We start from the raw sequence: 13677 nt of genomic DNA on the forward strand, positions 1-13677 counted from the left end.
GCCAGCGGGGCGCAGTCACTCGTGCGGGGCGTCTTTCGACAGCAGGTTCTGCTCGCCCCGGTCCTTTTCTGCGTCGACCAGTTTTTCAAAGGCGGCGTCGGGGGTCATGTCGGGAACCGGTTGCGGGGCAGGGGACGGCGCAGGCGCGTGGGGTTCGGCATGCTCCTCGGGCGGCAGCTCCTCCAGCCGGACGCGATAGATCGGCTCGGGCAGGCCGTAGCCGGCGCCTTCCAGCGTTTCCTTGACGACGCGGATCGCCTCGCCCCGGGCCTTGCTGAACTCGGCGCCTTGCTGGGTCACCCAGCCGGTAAACCGGATCATCACATTGGAATCGCCGATCTCATTCACCCAGACCGCAGGCTCGGGCGCGGGCAGCACGAAATCCAGCGCCTGCAGCGTTTTCAGGCCCAGAACGCGGACCGCGCCCAGATCCGCGCCCGCATCAACGCCAAGATCAAAGCTGAACCGGCGCTCGGGGTTGCGGGTATAATTGGTTATCACGGCCTTGAAGACGGTGGCATTGGGGATGCGGATGTGGTTGCCGTCCAGCGACAGCAGCGTGGTGGCGCGACTGGTCAGGCTGAGGACGCGGCCGGTATTGCCCTCGATCTCTACCAGATCATTGGGGCGGAAGGGCTGGCGCAGCGACAGCATGACCGAGGCGATAAAGTTTTCAACAGTATCGCGCACTGCAAAGCCAAGCGCGATGCCAATGATCCCGGCCGCGCCAAGGAAGGTGCCCATAAGCGCCGTGGCCCCGATGATATCCAGCGCCACCACGATGGCAGCGATCCAGAAGCCCAGCCGGATGGCCGTGCGCAGAATTTCAGCGATGAAGGGGTTGGGCGAAAGGTGGTCCCAGGGTTGGCGCAGACGTGCGATGCGTCCGCCCAGCCATGCGATCAGCGCCGCCACCACCAGCGACACCGCCAGCAGCGGCAGGAAGGCAGTCCATTGCACCAATCGGTCGCGGAAGCGCTGCGCAACCGGCGTAAGCCGGGCGCCGAGATCGGTGGTTTCCTGAACGCGGTTCTCGATCTCAACCACGCCGTCGACACGGGCGACCAGCCGGTCCAGCCGATCGAGTGCGCTGCTGTCCAGCACTGTGCCCCCCAGCGTGACGATGCCCGAATCGACCGCGACGGTGACATCGCCATACCCGTCCAACCCGCCGAGTATATCCTCGATCCGGTCACGAATCGCCCGGTCCGACCGGGTATCTGATTCGACGGTGATGGTGCCGTCGGGCTGCCCCCCGGCATCTTGCGCAGGCAGGATCTGTGCAGGCAGCGCCAGAAGGCCCGCCAGCAGCGCCACGCGCAGGATGCCGGTGGGCCGTCCCGTCACGCGCCCATCACCGGGTCCGATTTGGCAAGCGCGTCAAAGCGCATGAGGCTGGCGATTAGCGCCGGCATCTGGTCCAGATAGATCATGTTGGGCCCGTCCGAGGGGGCATTGTCGGGATCCTGATGGGTTTCCATGAATACCCCCGCCACGCCAAGCGCCACGGCCGCGCGCGCCATGACCGGCGCGAATTCGCGCTGCCCACCTGACGATGCGCCCTGACCGCCCGGCTGCGCCACCGCATGGGTCGCGTCCATGATGACCGGATAGCCGGTCTGCGCCATGATCGGCAGCGACCGCATGTCGGTCACAAGCGTGTTATAGCCAAAGCTGGCGCCGCGTTCGGTCAGCAGGATCTTGTCATTGCCGGTGGAGGCGACCTTGTCGGCCACATTCGGCATGTCCCAGGGGGCCAGGAACTGGCCCTTCTTGATATTTACCACGGCGCCGCTTTCGCCGGCGGCCAACAGCAGATCGGTCTGGCGTGACAGGAAGGCAGGGATCTGGATCACGTCGACAACCGCCCCGGCCGTACGGGCCTGCTCGGGGTCGTGGATATCGGTCAGGATCGGGCAGCCGATCCTGTCGCGCACGGTTTCCAGCATGCGCAGGCCTTCTTCCATGCCGATGCCGCGCTTGCCTTTCAGCGAGGTGCGGTTGGCCTTGTCATAGCTGGCCTTGAAGACATAACCCGCGCCTGCATCGGTGCAGGCCTTGGCCATGGTCTCGGCGATCATCAGCGCATGGTCCAGCGTTTCCAGCTGGCAGGGGCCAGCGATGACTGTCAGTGGCAGATCGTTGCCGCAGATGAGATTGCCGATCTGGACGTGCTTCATGTGGATACCTGTTCCCGAAGAATGGATGCGGTCAGTGACAGCATCAGATAAATCCCCATGAATATAAGGAAGGCCACCACCGTGTTCGAGAGGGCCTTGGGGTAGGTGGCGTTTTCGGGTGGAACTGGGGCCACGGAAAGCGACAGGTAGCGAACCTGTTTGTTCGCCTCGACCCGAGCGATTTCCAGCTGCGAGGCGGCAGTGGCCAACAGCTGCTGGCGGGTGGTCAGGTCCGCGTCGGCGATTCGCAGCTGGCCGGTGACCTGCGCCAGCGACCCGCGATCACCGGAGCCCTCGGTCATTTCTGCCCGCTTGGCGGTGATCAGCTCTTGCAGGCGGGCGATGTCTCCGCGCACACCCTCGACCCGGCTGGCATTGGGCCGCGCGTTCGACAGAAGCTGCGCCAGTTCCAGTTCTTTCCTTGTCAACTCGGACTGCATTTGGCCGATCTGGTTCATCACCAGACTGCTTTCCGAGGTGGGATCCAGCACGCCCAGCTGTTCCTGAAGCGTCTGCACCTTGTCCTGAGCCTCGCGGACGCGCACCTCGGCGTCGGTGTAGTTCTGCTGCGCCCCTTCCATCTGGTCGCTGCGCACGCGGGCGGTCATTTCGTCGACCATCCCCTCGGCATAGCGGATCAGCGCGGTCGAAAACTCCTCGGCCAGCACGGGGTCGGGGGCGATGACTTCCATGTTCAGGACGCCCTCGGTCGGATCATAGCCGACCTTCACCATGTCCTTGTAGGTCTTGTAGGCATCGTCATCGGTGGCCTGCGGGTCCAGCCGCAACAGCGGATCCAAAGAAGGGTCCTGGAATGCCTGCTTGAAGCCGACTTCCTGATCCAGGCGCAGCATGGCGTTCTTCGATGTCAGATAGCTTTGCACCGCCACCGAATCGGGGTTCAGCTGGATCCCGCTGAGGATCGAATTGCCACTGGAGACCATGGCCGTATCGGCCTGCTGGATCATGAACTGGGCACTGGTTTCATAAAGCGGCGTGGCGACCTTGAAGTAATACCAGCCCGCGATGGCCGTCGGGACGCCCACCAGCAGCAGCAGGCGCACAGCCAGCCAGAACTGCCGAATGCGACGGCGCCGCGCAATGTCACGTTGGATGCGGTAGATCTCGGCAGCCCGGCGCTCTTCGGTCAGCGCCTCGCGTGAGGGCAGGTCAGCGGGATCGCCGTCGCCGGCCGGTATGCGCGCAGGGGCGATCTGGCCGATGCTGCCCCTGTTGGTCGGGGTCGGGGCCTCGGCCCGAAGGGCGATCTGGCTGCCGGGGGCGGGCCTGGGGTTGGCAGGCTGGCCGGAATTGGCAACCAGTTGCGCCAGTGAAGAGCGGTGGAAAGGGTCGATCCCGCGGTCGCGCAGGACGACCACGGCCTCAGCGTCGCTATCGACATCAATGCCATGCATCGCGGCGATTCGCCGCGCCAGCCGCAACTGCCGGCCGGTCAGGCCCTCTTGCTGCACCGCCTCGATCCGCGATTCCATCTCGTCCTTTGGATCCGAAGGTGCTGGGGGCGCGCTATCCGGGCTGCCGCCGGTCGCTTGCACGGCGGCGCGGGTTTCGTCAGCCGCTTTCCGCGCTGCGTCCTCTTGCGCGCTGAGGCCGGATTCCCGGCGTTTGCTGTGATAGATGCGAACCTTAGGCGGTGTAGTCATAATATTGTTTCGCCTCGTCCAGCGTTTCAAACATATAGAGTTTGCCGTCGCGCAGAACGGCGGCTTCACGGCAGAATTTTTCAAGGATTTCCGGGATGTGCGACACGATTACAACCGTCGAACGTTCCAGCCGTTCGTTCAGCACCTTGCCGGCCTTGCGGTTGAATTCGGCATCGGTGGCATTGGGCATGCCTTCGTCGATCAGGTAGATGTCGAATTCCAGCGACAACAGCAGCGAGAACACAAACCGCTGCCGCATCCCCGCCGAATAGGTGCCGACCGGCATATCGAAATATTCGCCGATATCGGTCAGCCAGCGGGTGAAGGCCGAAACATAGTCTGGATCCAGCCCATAGATGCGGGCGATGAAGCGGGCGTTTTCATTGGCGCTGTGCTTGGGAATGACGCCGCCCATGAAACCCAGCGGAAAAGAGATCCGCGAATGCCGGCGGATCACCCCTTCATCAGGCTTTTCCAGCCCGCACATCATGTTGATCAGCGTAGTCTTGCCGGTGCCGTTCGGTGCAAGGATGCCAAGCGAACGGCCAAGTTCGACCCGGAACGAGGCCCGGTCAAGGATCACCTTGCGCTGAGTTCCCGTCCAGAAGGATTTGGAAACATTATCGAATTCCAGCATCAACCAGTTCCGCCCGCTGCCCGTCTGCGGGCGGCGCTTACCATGTCATGTTCTTCCTGCCGAAATTACGCAAGCGCGGCGGCGAAGTCCATCAATCCCTGCGCGGCTGGTTTATGAAATGTGAATCGCCTGCCATTCAAACCTGAAGGGAAAGCCCCTAACTGCAAGGGATGATGCTGACGGACCAGATCTTTGCCTGCCGGCTTTGCGCGGGGCGCTTTGCCGCGACGGCCACGGCGCACGCGCCGCGCCCGGTGGTCTGGTTTCGGCCGCAGGCGCGGCTGTTGATCGTGGGTCAGGCGCCCGGCGCGCGGGTCCATGCCAGCGGCCAACCCTTTGACGACGCCTCGGGCGACAGGCTGCGTGACTGGATGGGAATCCCGCCCGAGACGTTTTATGACCGCGATCGCATCGCGATCGTGCCGATGGCTTTCTGTTTTCCCGGCTATGACGCCAGGGGTGCCGACCTGCCGCCGCCGCCGATCTGCGCCGGGACCTGGCGGGGGCGGGTGATGGACCAGCTGGCGCCACGCCTGACGCTGCTGGTGGGCGCATATGCGCAGCGCTGGCATCTGGCGGCCAAGGGCAGTGTCAGCGATATCGTCGCGGGCTGGCGCGACCATGCGCCCGCCGTCTTCCCCTTGCCTCATCCGTCCTGGCGCAATACCGGGTGGCTCAAGCGCAATGGCTGGTTCGCCGAAGACCTGCTGCCGGCCCTGCGCATTCGGGTGCAGGAGGTGCTGAATGACCCCGCTTGACGCGCTTTGCGTGGTGCCGTTTCACGATCTGTCCGATGCCGCGCGCGCGCGCGTGCTGAACCGGCTGGCTGATACCGAGATCTTCGTGGCTCTGGCGGGCGATCCCGAAGGTGATCGGATCCAGCTGCGCCTGTTCGATTTGCCGACCGGGCGCACGGCTGTCGCGGCCGACACCGAGGACCGGCTGGCCGAGTTCTTCGCCGAGCCTGTCGCCCATGCCGCACTACCCGGTCGGGCGCTCGCGGCAATGCTTGCAGCCGAGGGGGTCGCGCTGATGGTCAATCCCGGCGCCCCCTCTGAGATGGTGTTGGAGCCGGCGACGCTGGACTGGTTGGCGCGGGCTTTGCAATCGGCCCCGACCGAGGACCAGACCGGACCGGCCCGGCTGACGCCGCCCGCGCCCGAAATGGTGGCGGCCCTGGCCGAGCCTCTGGCGGCGCGGCTGTCCGACATGGCGGGGCTGGCCGATGGCGCGGCACTGGTGGCGGCGGAATGGACGGATGGCGCGCGCGGTCATCTGATCGTGCTGTCGGGTGTGGCCGACGAACGGCGCCCATTGCTGGCCAAGGCGCTGGCAGAACTGATCGCCTTCCTGCCGCCCCTGCCGCAGCCCTGTGACGTGGCCTTTGATCTGGCCGTGCCAGAGAATGCCTTGCTGCTGCGGCTGGACCCGGTTCAGCCTGCACCGGCGCCGAAATCAGCCCCCCGCGCGCCCGGCAGTGATCCCGACAAGCCGCCGATCCTGCGCTTCTAGTAACCCTTCGCGCGGTCGACGAGGTGCAGCGGCGGCTGGTCCCGCATGACCCGACGCAGGTTTTCGGCGACAACGGTGGCGGCGGTTTCGACCCGCGTTTCCGAGGCGATATGCGGTGTCACCACCACGCCCGGATGGCTCCAGAATGGATGCTCGGGGGGCAGGGGCTCGGTCTGGAAAACGTCCAGAATCGCCTGCGAGATATGGCCGCGATCAAGGGCTGCCAGCAGCGCGGTGTCCTCGATCAGCGTTCCACGGCCGGGGTTGATGATCGCGGCGCCTTGGGGCAGCAGCGCCATCGTTTCGGCATTCAGCAGCCCGCGCGTCTCTGCCGTGTCGGGCAGAAGCAGCAGCAGGATCTCGGCCCGCGCCAGCGCTTGCGGCAGATCCCTGCCGGCAAGGGCTGGTACGCCGGGCGCGCCGCGACCCGATGCAGACCAAGAGACAACATCGAAGCCCAGATCCTTCAACGCCAGCGCCACCGCCTGACCAAGGGCGCCAGCACCCAGCACCGTGACCCGGCGCTGCTGCGCCAAAGGCGGCACCACCGCGTTGCGCCAGATGCCGTCCTGCGCGTAGCTGTCCATACCAAGATGCAGGCGCAGCACCCAGCCTGCGCAATATTCGCGCATCCCCTGTTCCAGCCCCGGATCGACCATTCGCGCCAGCGGCTGGGTCAGGCTGGGATCTGGCGCGATGCGTTCGACCCCGGCCCAGAGGCTTTGCACCAGCCGGGCCGAGGGGTAGGCGGCGAAATCGCAGCCCGGCCCGTTCGGGGCATAGATGATCGCATCGACGCTGTCATCTGGGGCGGATTGCAGCAGCTCTGCCTCGGGGCAGGCGGCGCGGATTGCGGGTGCCCAGTGGTCCCAGCCATCGGCGGCGAACAGCACCCGCATCTCAGCGCGGCCTGTGGACATGGGCCGACTGCACCATGCCGAAAGCCATCAGCAGGATCATCATCGCCGTGCCGCCATAGCTGACCAGCGGCAGCGGTACCCCCACAACCGGAAGCAGCCCCATCACCATCCCCATATTGATCGAGAAGAACAGGAAGAAAGTCCCGGCGATCCCGATGGTCAGCAGGCTGGCGAAGCGGTCACGATTGGTCAGCGCCGAATACAGGCAGAAACCGATGATCAGCGCATAAAGCGCCAGCAGCGACCCCGCCCCGATGAAGCCGAACTCCTCGGCCAGAGTGGTGAAGATGAAGTCTGTCTGTTTCTCGGGCAGGAAGTTCAGCCGCGACTGGGTGCCCTGCATGAAACCGCGCCCCGACCAGCCGCCCGATCCCAGTGCGATCTGCGCTTGGGTGATGTTATAGCCCGCGCCCAGCGGATCCTGCGACGGGTCCAGAAAGGTGTCGATGCGGCGGAACTGATAGTCATGCAGCAACTGCCAGCTTTGGCCGCGGCTTTCCAGCACGGTCCAGACAAGCCCGACACCCGCACCGATCACGGCGGCGAAATACCACAGACTGACCCCGGCGGCGAACATCACGATGGCGCCGCCCATCAACAGCAGCAGCGAGGTGCCAAGGTCGGGTTGCTGCAACACCAGCGCGGTCGGGATCAGGATCAGGATGACCGGGATCAGCACCCACAGTGGGCGCGAAACCTTGCTGAGGTCCAGCCAGTCGTAATAGGCCGCCAGCAACAGAACCAGCGAGATCTTCATCAGCTCGGACGGTTGCAGCTTGATCGGGCCAAGGTCCAGCCAGCGCTGCGCCCCCATGCCGACATGGCCGATGACATCCACCGCCACCAGCAGCAGCACGCAGACGATATAGGCCCCCACCGAGATACCGCGCCAGAACCAGATCGGCACGAAGCCCAGCCCGATCATCAGCACCATGCCGATGGCAAAGCGTTCCATCTGGGGCCGCGCCCAGGTGTCGATATTGCCGCCTGCCACCGAATACAGCATCAGGAACCCGGCCGAGGCGACTGCCGCCAGCAGGAAAACCAGCGGCCAGTTCAAGGACAGGATCTTGCGGATCCCGCGCGGCGTATCGGCGACCTTGTAATCAAGATAGCTCATGCCCGGGTCCGCCCGCTGCTGTTGCCCGCGACCGGGGTGATCAGGCGCATGTTGCGATGCATCTCCTCGATCTGGCTGCGCTGGCTGTCGGGATAAGCCGACAAGGGCGGTACGCCACCCGACAGCGCGTAAAGCAGAATGTCGCGCGCCACGGGGGCGGCCACGGCAGAGCCGCCGCCGCCATGTTCGACGATCACCGAAACGGCGTATTTCGGGTTGTCATAGGGGGCATAGCAGACGAACAGCGCGTGGTCGCGGCGGTTCCAGGGAAGTTGGTCGTTGCGGGTCACGCCGCGGGCGCGCTCGGCTGCGGTGATGTTGCGGACCTGGCTGGTGCCGGTCTTGCCGGCCATGCGCCATTCCTCGGTCACGATGCGCGACCGGGCGGCAGTCCCGCCTGTCGCGTTCATCACCGCATCCATGCCGCGCCGGGCGGCGCGCAGATTCCTGTCAGACAGGCCCAGATCGGCGAATTCGGGCGTCGGCTCCGGCACGCCGTCGATGGCCCGAACCAGACGCGGCTTGACCTCTCGCCCTGTCGCCACCCGCGCGGTCATTACCGCAAGCTGCAAGGGCGAGGCCAGCACAAACCCCTGACCGATCGAGGCGTTCAGCGAATCCCCCACCACCCAAGGCTGATCGTAACGTTCCTGCTTCCACGCCCGGTCGGGCGCAATGCCGGTGGCCACGGCCGACATCGGAAGGTCATGTTCGATGCCGATGCCCAGCCTGCGTGCCATTTCGGCGATGCGGTCGATGCCGACGGCGCGGGCGACTTCGTAATAATAGACGTCGCAGGATTTCATCAGGCTTTCCACGGCGCTGACGCTGCCATGGCCGCCCCTGCTCCAGCAGTGGAACTTGCGGCCGGCGACTTCCAGCGCGCCGTTGCAGTAATAGCGGGTGCCTTCGTTGATGATCCCCGATTCCAGCCCCGCCAGCAGCGTGACCATCTTGAAGGTCGAGCCGGGCGGGTACACCCCCTGCACGGTCTTGTCGGCCAGCGGGCGGTGGTCGTGTTCCATCAGCGCCCGGTAATCCGGCCCCGAGATCCCGCGCACGAACAGGTTCGGATCGAAAACCGGGTTCGAGGCGATGGCCATGATGTCGCCATTGGTCACGTCGATGACCACGGCCGCGGCCGATTCCTCGCCCAGACGCTGGACGGCATAGTTCTGCAAACCCGCGTCCAGTGTCATCTGCAAGGTGGCGCCCTGCTGGCCCTCCTGCCGCGACAGCTCGCGCATTTCCCGGCCGGCGGCGTTCACCTCGACCTTGCGGGTGCCGGCCTTGCCGCGCAGGATGCCTTCCAGCTTGTTTTCAGCGCCGACCTTGCCGAACTGGAATTCCGGCAGCATCAGCACCGGGTCGGGGTTTTCCATCTTCGACAGGTCGTAATCCGACACCCGCCCGACATAGCCCAGCACATGCGAAAAATCGCCGTTGCGCGGATAGACCCGCGACAGCACCGATTCGGGCTGAACGCCGGGCAGGGCAGGGGCATTGACGGCGATCGAGCTGAACTCGGTCCAGCTTAAGTGATCGCCGATGCTGACCGGGGTGATAGCACTGCGCTTGGCGATGTTTTCCAGGATCTCGGCGGCCTCGTCATCGGACATTGGCACCAGATGGCGCAGCTTGGCGATGACCCGATCGACATCGCCGGCCAGTTCGCGGGTGATGGTGGCGCGGTAATTCTGTTCGTTGCCGGCAATGACGATGCCATTGCGGTCATGGATCAGCCCGCGCACCGGAGGCAGCAGCCGGATCTTGATAGAGTTGCCGTCCGACAGCAGCCGGAATTCATCGGCATGTTCGATCTGCATGGACCGCAGCCGCAAGCCCAGGGTGCCGATCACCGCCGCCTGAATCACGCCCAGCATGATCCCCCGGCGCGAAATGATCCGCGCGCTGTCGACGATGTCCTTGGGTGACTTGCGCATCAGCTTCCCATCATTTCCAGTTCCGAGGCACTGATCCGGCGCACCCCCAGTGCGCGCAGGACTGCCGCCACCAGCGGATAGGCGATCACCGTTGCCAGCCATTGCAACATGACCGGACCCAGTGTCGGCACAGGCAACAGGAACAACACCATCATCAGCCGCGCGCCGATCATCATCAAGCCCATTAGCACGGCGACGCGCAGCCATTCGAACAAGAAGGGTTGATCGGCCCACCGCAAGGCGCGCGGGCGCAAAAGCTCGGTCGCGATCAGGACCATCAGGCTCCACAACCCGAAGGGGCGGCCCAGCATGATGTCGCTGACCAGGGCCATCGCGGCGATGATGATGGCTGGCAGCTGGTCGGGACGGCGCAGCACCCAGGCAAAGGTCACGCACAGGATCAGATCAGGGCCGGGCAGGCCGGGCTGACCGGGGTTCAGCGGCATCAGTTGGAAAAACATGATCGCCAGCCCAAAGGTGATATAGGCGGCCGTGCCGACGATGCGGCGGCTGCGCAGGACGGCGATCATCGGCGCCCCCTCACTCTGCCACGGCCGAGGTCGCCTCGGGCCGTGCGGCTGGGGCAGGGGGCATTTGCGGGCCGATCATGCCGGGTTCGGGCGGCAGCACCAGCGCGCCGCCATCTTCCAGCCTTTCGGCCGGGTGGCTGCGCAGCACGCGCAGGAATTCCAGCCCGCCGTAATCGGCCGCCATCCGCAGCCGCAGCCGACCGTCGGAGCCTTGCGCCACCTGACCGACCAGAATGTCGGGCGGGAACACCCCGCCATCGCCGGAACTGACCACCCGGTCGCCGGGGCGGACGTTTTCCGGCCGCTCAATGAAATCCAATGTCGGCAGGGTCGAATTGTCACCGGTCAGCAGCGCATCCTCGCCCGAGGGCTGGACCTCGACCGGGATGCGGGATGACGGATCGGTCAGCAGGATCACCCGGCTGGTCTGGTTGCCAACGCCCGAGATGCGCCCGACCAGCCCCAGCCCGTCCATCACCGCCCAGCCGTCGACCACGCCATCGCGGCGGCCGACATTCAGCAGCACCGACTGGCGGAAAGCCGTGCCGCTGTCGGTCAGCACCATGCCGGTGATCGAAGTCAGCGAGGGGTCAAGCCGCACATTGTTCTGGGCCAGCAGCTTGGCGTTTTCCTGCTCCAGCTGAACGGCGGCTTCCTTCCATGCCTGCATTTTCTGCAATTCGCGGCGAAGTTCCTGGTTCTGTTCATAGATCCGCGCATAGCTTTGCAGGCTGGACACCATCCGCGTGACCTGCGTCAGCGGCGTCATCGCCCATTCAAAGCCGGGCACGAATCGGTCGACGAATTCGGACCGCATCGCCTCGGCCCGCGGGCTGTCGATGCGCCAGAACAGGAACAGCGCGAACAGGAACAGGGCCAGCAACCCGATCAGGATGCGGCGGACAGGGGTGGCGAAGTCGTAACCCTTGCGCGCCATCGCGCCCTTCCCGGCTTAGCTGTCGTAGTCGATGACGTGGCGCAGCTGCTTTTCGAATTCCAGCGCCTTGCCGGTGCCAAGCGCCACGCAGCTCATCGGCTGGTCAGCAATGGAGATCGACAGGCCGGTCTGTTCGCGCAGCGCCAGATCCAGCTCGCCCAGCATCGCACCGCCGCCGGTCAGCATGACGCCGCGGTCGATAATGTCGGCGGCCAGATCGGGGGGCGTCGCTTCCAGCGCCACCATCACCGCCTCGCAGATCTGCTGGACGGGTTCGGCGAGCGCCTCGGCGACCATGGCCTGCGTAATTTCCAACTCGCGCGGGATGCCGTTCAGCAGGTCGCGGCCGCGCACGGGCAGGGTGGCGCCGCGCCCGTCATCGGGCATGCGAGCGGTGCCGATGCTGGTTTTCACGCGCTCTGCCGTTTGATCGCCGATCAGCAGGTTATGGTTGCGGCGCAAATAGTTGATGATCGCCTCGTCCATGCGGTCGCCGCCGATGCGGACCGAGCGGGCATAGACCACGTCACCCAGCGACAGGACTGCGACCTCGGTGGTGCCGCCACCAATATCGACGACCATGGAACCGGTCGGTTCGGTGATCGGCATGCCCGCACCGATGGCTGCCGCGATGGGTTCCGCGATCAGACCGGCGCGGCGCGCACCTGCCGACAGCACCGACTGGCGGATCGCGCGTTTTTCAACCGGGGTCGCGCCGTGGGGCACGCAGACGATGACCTTGGGCTTGGAAAAGCTGGTGCGCTTGAACACTTTCTTGATGAAGTGTTTGATCATTTCCTCGGCGCTGTCGAAATCGGCGATGACGCCTTCGCGCATCGGGCGGATCGCCTCGATGCTGCCGGGCGTGCGGCCCAGCATCAGCTTGGCGTCCTCTCCCACGGCCAGCACCTGCTTCTTGCCGTCCTTCACATGATAGGCCACGACCGAGGGCTCATTCAGGATGATCCCCTTGCCCTTCACATAGACAAGCGTGTTCGCCGTCCCGAGGTCGATTGCAATATCCGTCGAAAACAGCCCGAAGAACGCCATCCTGCCTTACCCTTCGATACCGGACTTCCGCCGGCTTCATGTCAAACCTGTCCCTGCTGACCGAGTCGTCCCGGCCCGCAGGCTGTTGCCCCATATAGAGGCTGGAGAAGCCCGCCGAAACCCCTGTCATTCGTGAGGCGGCGTGGATTCGCTGGCGATATTCGCCCCAGATCGTCAAGAAAAGGTTAACCAGGCCGTGGCGAAGCGGCCGGTGCGCCGGGGCCGCGCTTGACCGTCGATGGTTCACTGCATAGCTTGGGGCCTATCGTGTTGTATTGGAATGGTATTCGCGTTGGGTGATGCAATCGTCGGCATTTGCCGTTTCTCGTTTCTGGGCTGGGACGATTGGGTCGGCGGGCGGGAACCTTGGCAGCATACGCCTGAGCGACGCGAGAAACAGCGCCTGGCACTTTACGCACCCGACCGGCTGGAGCAGCGTTTTACCGCCTTCGAGCGGGTGCTGCTGCCATCCATCCGCGCGCAGACCGATCCGGACTTCTCGCTTTGGATGCTGACCTCTGACGCGCTGCCGGAACCCTGGATGCAGCGACTGCACGATCTTTGCGCGGGGGTTGAGCAGATCAGCATCATCGTCTCCTCTGCCGAGGATGTCGGCGCGGCGCTGAAACGTCCGCTGCGTCAGGCGGCAAAGGCAAATGGCGGGCCGGTCCTGCAATTCAGGATCGATGATGACGATGCGCTCAGCCAGCATTTCGTTGCCCGTCTGCGGCGCGAGGCGCGGCGGCTGGCTGATCTGCCGCGCGTCGCCATCAGCTTTCCGCGCGGCTTGATCATCCGCCGTTATGGAAAGGAAGAGGTCAGGTATTGGCGCGCGCATCTGCCCTTCATTGGCGCAGGTGCGGCGGTGCGGCTGGCCGATCCCGGCAAAAGCATCTTTGCCTTCAAACACCGGCTGATTCCGCTGGAAATGACGGCGCTCAGCATCGTCGAGGGACAGAGTTTCGTCATCCTGCGCTGGGATGCCGGCGACACTGCGACCGAGCAGCAGAAAAAATGGCCCCGGAACGCGGTCGAGATCCCGCCTGACGAATTCCTGCGCCTCACTGAGGGCGACTTCCCGTTTCTGCTGGATCAGGATCTGGGCTTTGTGACCGATCCATGATCGGGCCTTAGCGTGATCGGTGGGCCGGTGCTTAACGGCCCGCCGACGGTAAAAGTCCCCT

At 64.9% G+C, this 13677-nt stretch carries 13 protein-coding genes; 3 read left to right on the forward strand and 10 right to left on the reverse strand.

The window, feature by feature from the left end:
• Nucleotides 1-15: 15 nt before the first annotated feature.
• From G7044_RS00955 to G7044_RS00970, 4 genes are read right to left on the reverse strand one after another with little or no spacing between them, the layout of a single operon-like run.
• Nucleotides 16-1347 carry a mechanosensitive ion channel domain-containing protein gene (locus G7044_RS00955; protein ID WP_328803783.1) on the reverse strand — a complete coding sequence of 444 codons (1332 nt, stop codon included), beginning with the start codon at nt 1345-1347 and terminating at the stop codon, nt 16-18.
• Nucleotides 1344-2180 carry a 3-deoxy-8-phosphooctulonate synthase gene (gene kdsA, locus G7044_RS00960; protein ID WP_166324619.1) on the reverse strand — a complete coding sequence of 279 codons (837 nt, stop codon included), beginning with the start codon at nt 2178-2180 and terminating at the stop codon, nt 1344-1346. The genes G7044_RS00955 and kdsA overlap by 4 nt, the downstream gene beginning before the upstream one ends.
• A complete protein-coding gene (locus G7044_RS00965; protein ID WP_166324622.1) occupies nt 2177-3844 on the reverse strand; it encodes a capsule biosynthesis protein in 1668 nt (555 codons plus the stop codon). The genes kdsA and G7044_RS00965 overlap by 4 nt, the downstream gene beginning before the upstream one ends.
• The gene (locus tag G7044_RS00970; RefSeq protein ID WP_166324625.1) at nt 3828-4481 is read right to left on the reverse strand and encodes an ABC transporter ATP-binding protein; all 654 of its coding nucleotides are present in this window, start codon (nt 4479-4481) and stop codon (nt 3828-3830) included. The genes G7044_RS00965 and G7044_RS00970 overlap by 17 nt, the downstream gene beginning before the upstream one ends.
• A gap of 170 nt (nt 4482-4651) precedes the next feature.
• Here G7044_RS00970 and G7044_RS00975 point away from each other — a divergent pair, with 170 nt between their 5' ends.
• Both G7044_RS00975 and G7044_RS00980 read left to right on the forward strand, forming a co-directional pair.
• Nucleotides 4652-5239, forward strand: a complete 588-nt coding sequence (locus G7044_RS00975) for a uracil-DNA glycosylase family protein (RefSeq protein ID WP_166324628.1) — start codon at nt 4652-4654, stop codon at nt 5237-5239.
• The gene (locus tag G7044_RS00980) at nt 5226-5993 is read left to right on the forward strand and encodes an SseB family protein (protein WP_166324631.1); all 768 of its coding nucleotides are present in this window, start codon (nt 5226-5228) and stop codon (nt 5991-5993) included. Before G7044_RS00975 ends, G7044_RS00980 begins: the two co-directional genes overlap by 14 nt.
• Here the strand turns inward: G7044_RS00980 and G7044_RS00985 are convergent.
• Genes G7044_RS00985 through G7044_RS01010 form a run of 6 tightly spaced genes read right to left on the reverse strand, consistent with a single transcriptional unit; the run spans nt 5990 to nt 12493 of the window.
• Entirely contained in the window at nt 5990-6913 is a 924-nt protein-coding gene (locus G7044_RS00985; protein WP_235931100.1) for a 2-hydroxyacid dehydrogenase, read from the reverse strand. The genes G7044_RS00980 and G7044_RS00985 overlap by 4 nt on opposite strands.
• Nucleotides 6894-8033 carry a rod shape-determining protein RodA gene (gene rodA, locus G7044_RS00990; RefSeq protein WP_166324634.1) on the reverse strand — a complete coding sequence of 380 codons (1140 nt, stop codon included), beginning with the start codon at nt 8031-8033 and terminating at the stop codon, nt 6894-6896. The genes G7044_RS00985 and rodA overlap by 20 nt, the downstream gene beginning before the upstream one ends.
• Nucleotides 8030-9976: a penicillin-binding protein 2 gene (gene mrdA / locus G7044_RS00995; protein ID WP_166324637.1), complete on the reverse strand. Its 1947-nt coding sequence runs from the start codon at nt 9974-9976 to the stop codon at nt 8030-8032. Before mrdA ends, rodA begins: the two co-directional genes overlap by 4 nt.
• A complete protein-coding gene (locus G7044_RS01000) occupies nt 9976-10506 on the reverse strand; it encodes a rod shape-determining protein MreD (protein WP_166324640.1) in 531 nt (176 codons plus the stop codon). The genes mrdA and G7044_RS01000 overlap by 1 nt, the downstream gene beginning before the upstream one ends.
• A 10-nt stretch (nt 10507-10516) precedes the next feature.
• Complete coding sequence (mreC, locus tag G7044_RS01005) at nt 10517-11443, reverse strand: rod shape-determining protein MreC (protein ID WP_166324643.1); 927 nt, start codon at nt 11441-11443, stop codon at nt 10517-10519.
• Between the two features lie 15 nt (nt 11444-11458).
• Nucleotides 11459-12493 (reverse strand): rod shape-determining protein, encoded by a 1035-nt coding sequence (locus tag G7044_RS01010; RefSeq protein ID WP_166324645.1) that lies wholly within the window; start codon nt 12491-12493, stop codon nt 11459-11461.
• A 292-nt stretch (nt 12494-12785) separates the two neighbouring features.
• Here G7044_RS01010 and G7044_RS01015 point away from each other — a divergent pair, with 292 nt between their 5' ends.
• Nucleotides 12786-13616 (forward strand): glycosyltransferase, encoded by an 831-nt coding sequence (locus tag G7044_RS01015; protein WP_166324649.1) that lies wholly within the window; start codon nt 12786-12788, stop codon nt 13614-13616.
• Nucleotides 13617-13677 lie beyond the last annotated feature (61 nt).

The organism is Paracoccus xiamenensis (assembly GCF_011308835.1).
GTDB classification, from domain to species: Bacteria; Pseudomonadota; Alphaproteobacteria; order Rhodobacterales; family Rhodobacteraceae; genus Paracoccus; species Paracoccus xiamenensis.

Bases quoted from the DNA above. Each gene is read 5' to 3' on its own strand.
- mrdA (WP_166324637.1), bottom strand. From the start codon at position 9,976: ATGCGCAAGTCACCCAAGGACATCGTCGACAGCGCGCGGATCATTTCG.
- G7044_RS01000 (WP_166324640.1), bottom strand. From the start codon at position 10,506: ATGATCGCCGTCCTGCGCAGCCGCCGCATCGTCGGCACGGCCGCCTAT.
- G7044_RS01010 (WP_166324645.1), bottom strand. From the start codon at position 12,493: ATGGCGTTCTTCGGGCTGTTTTCGACGGATATTGCAATCGACCTCGGG.
- G7044_RS00975 (WP_166324628.1), top strand. From the start codon at position 4,652: ATGATGCTGACGGACCAGATCTTTGCCTGCCGGCTTTGCGCGGGGCGC.
- G7044_RS00965 (WP_166324622.1), bottom strand. From the start codon at position 3,844: ATGACTACACCGCCTAAGGTTCGCATCTATCACAGCAAACGCCGGGAA.
- kdsA (WP_166324619.1), bottom strand. From the start codon at position 2,180: ATGAAGCACGTCCAGATCGGCAATCTCATCTGCGGCAACGATCTGCCA.
- G7044_RS00970 (WP_166324625.1), bottom strand. From the start codon at position 4,481: ATGCTGGAATTCGATAATGTTTCCAAATCCTTCTGGACGGGAACTCAG.
- mreC (WP_166324643.1), bottom strand. From the start codon at position 11,443: ATGGCGCGCAAGGGTTACGACTTCGCCACCCCTGTCCGCCGCATCCTG.
- G7044_RS00980 (WP_166324631.1), top strand. From the start codon at position 5,226: ATGACCCCGCTTGACGCGCTTTGCGTGGTGCCGTTTCACGATCTGTCC.
- G7044_RS00985 (WP_235931100.1), bottom strand. From the start codon at position 6,913: ATGTCCACAGGCCGCGCTGAGATGCGGGTGCTGTTCGCCGCCGATGGC.
- rodA (WP_166324634.1), bottom strand. From the start codon at position 8,033: ATGAGCTATCTTGATTACAAGGTCGCCGATACGCCGCGCGGGATCCGC.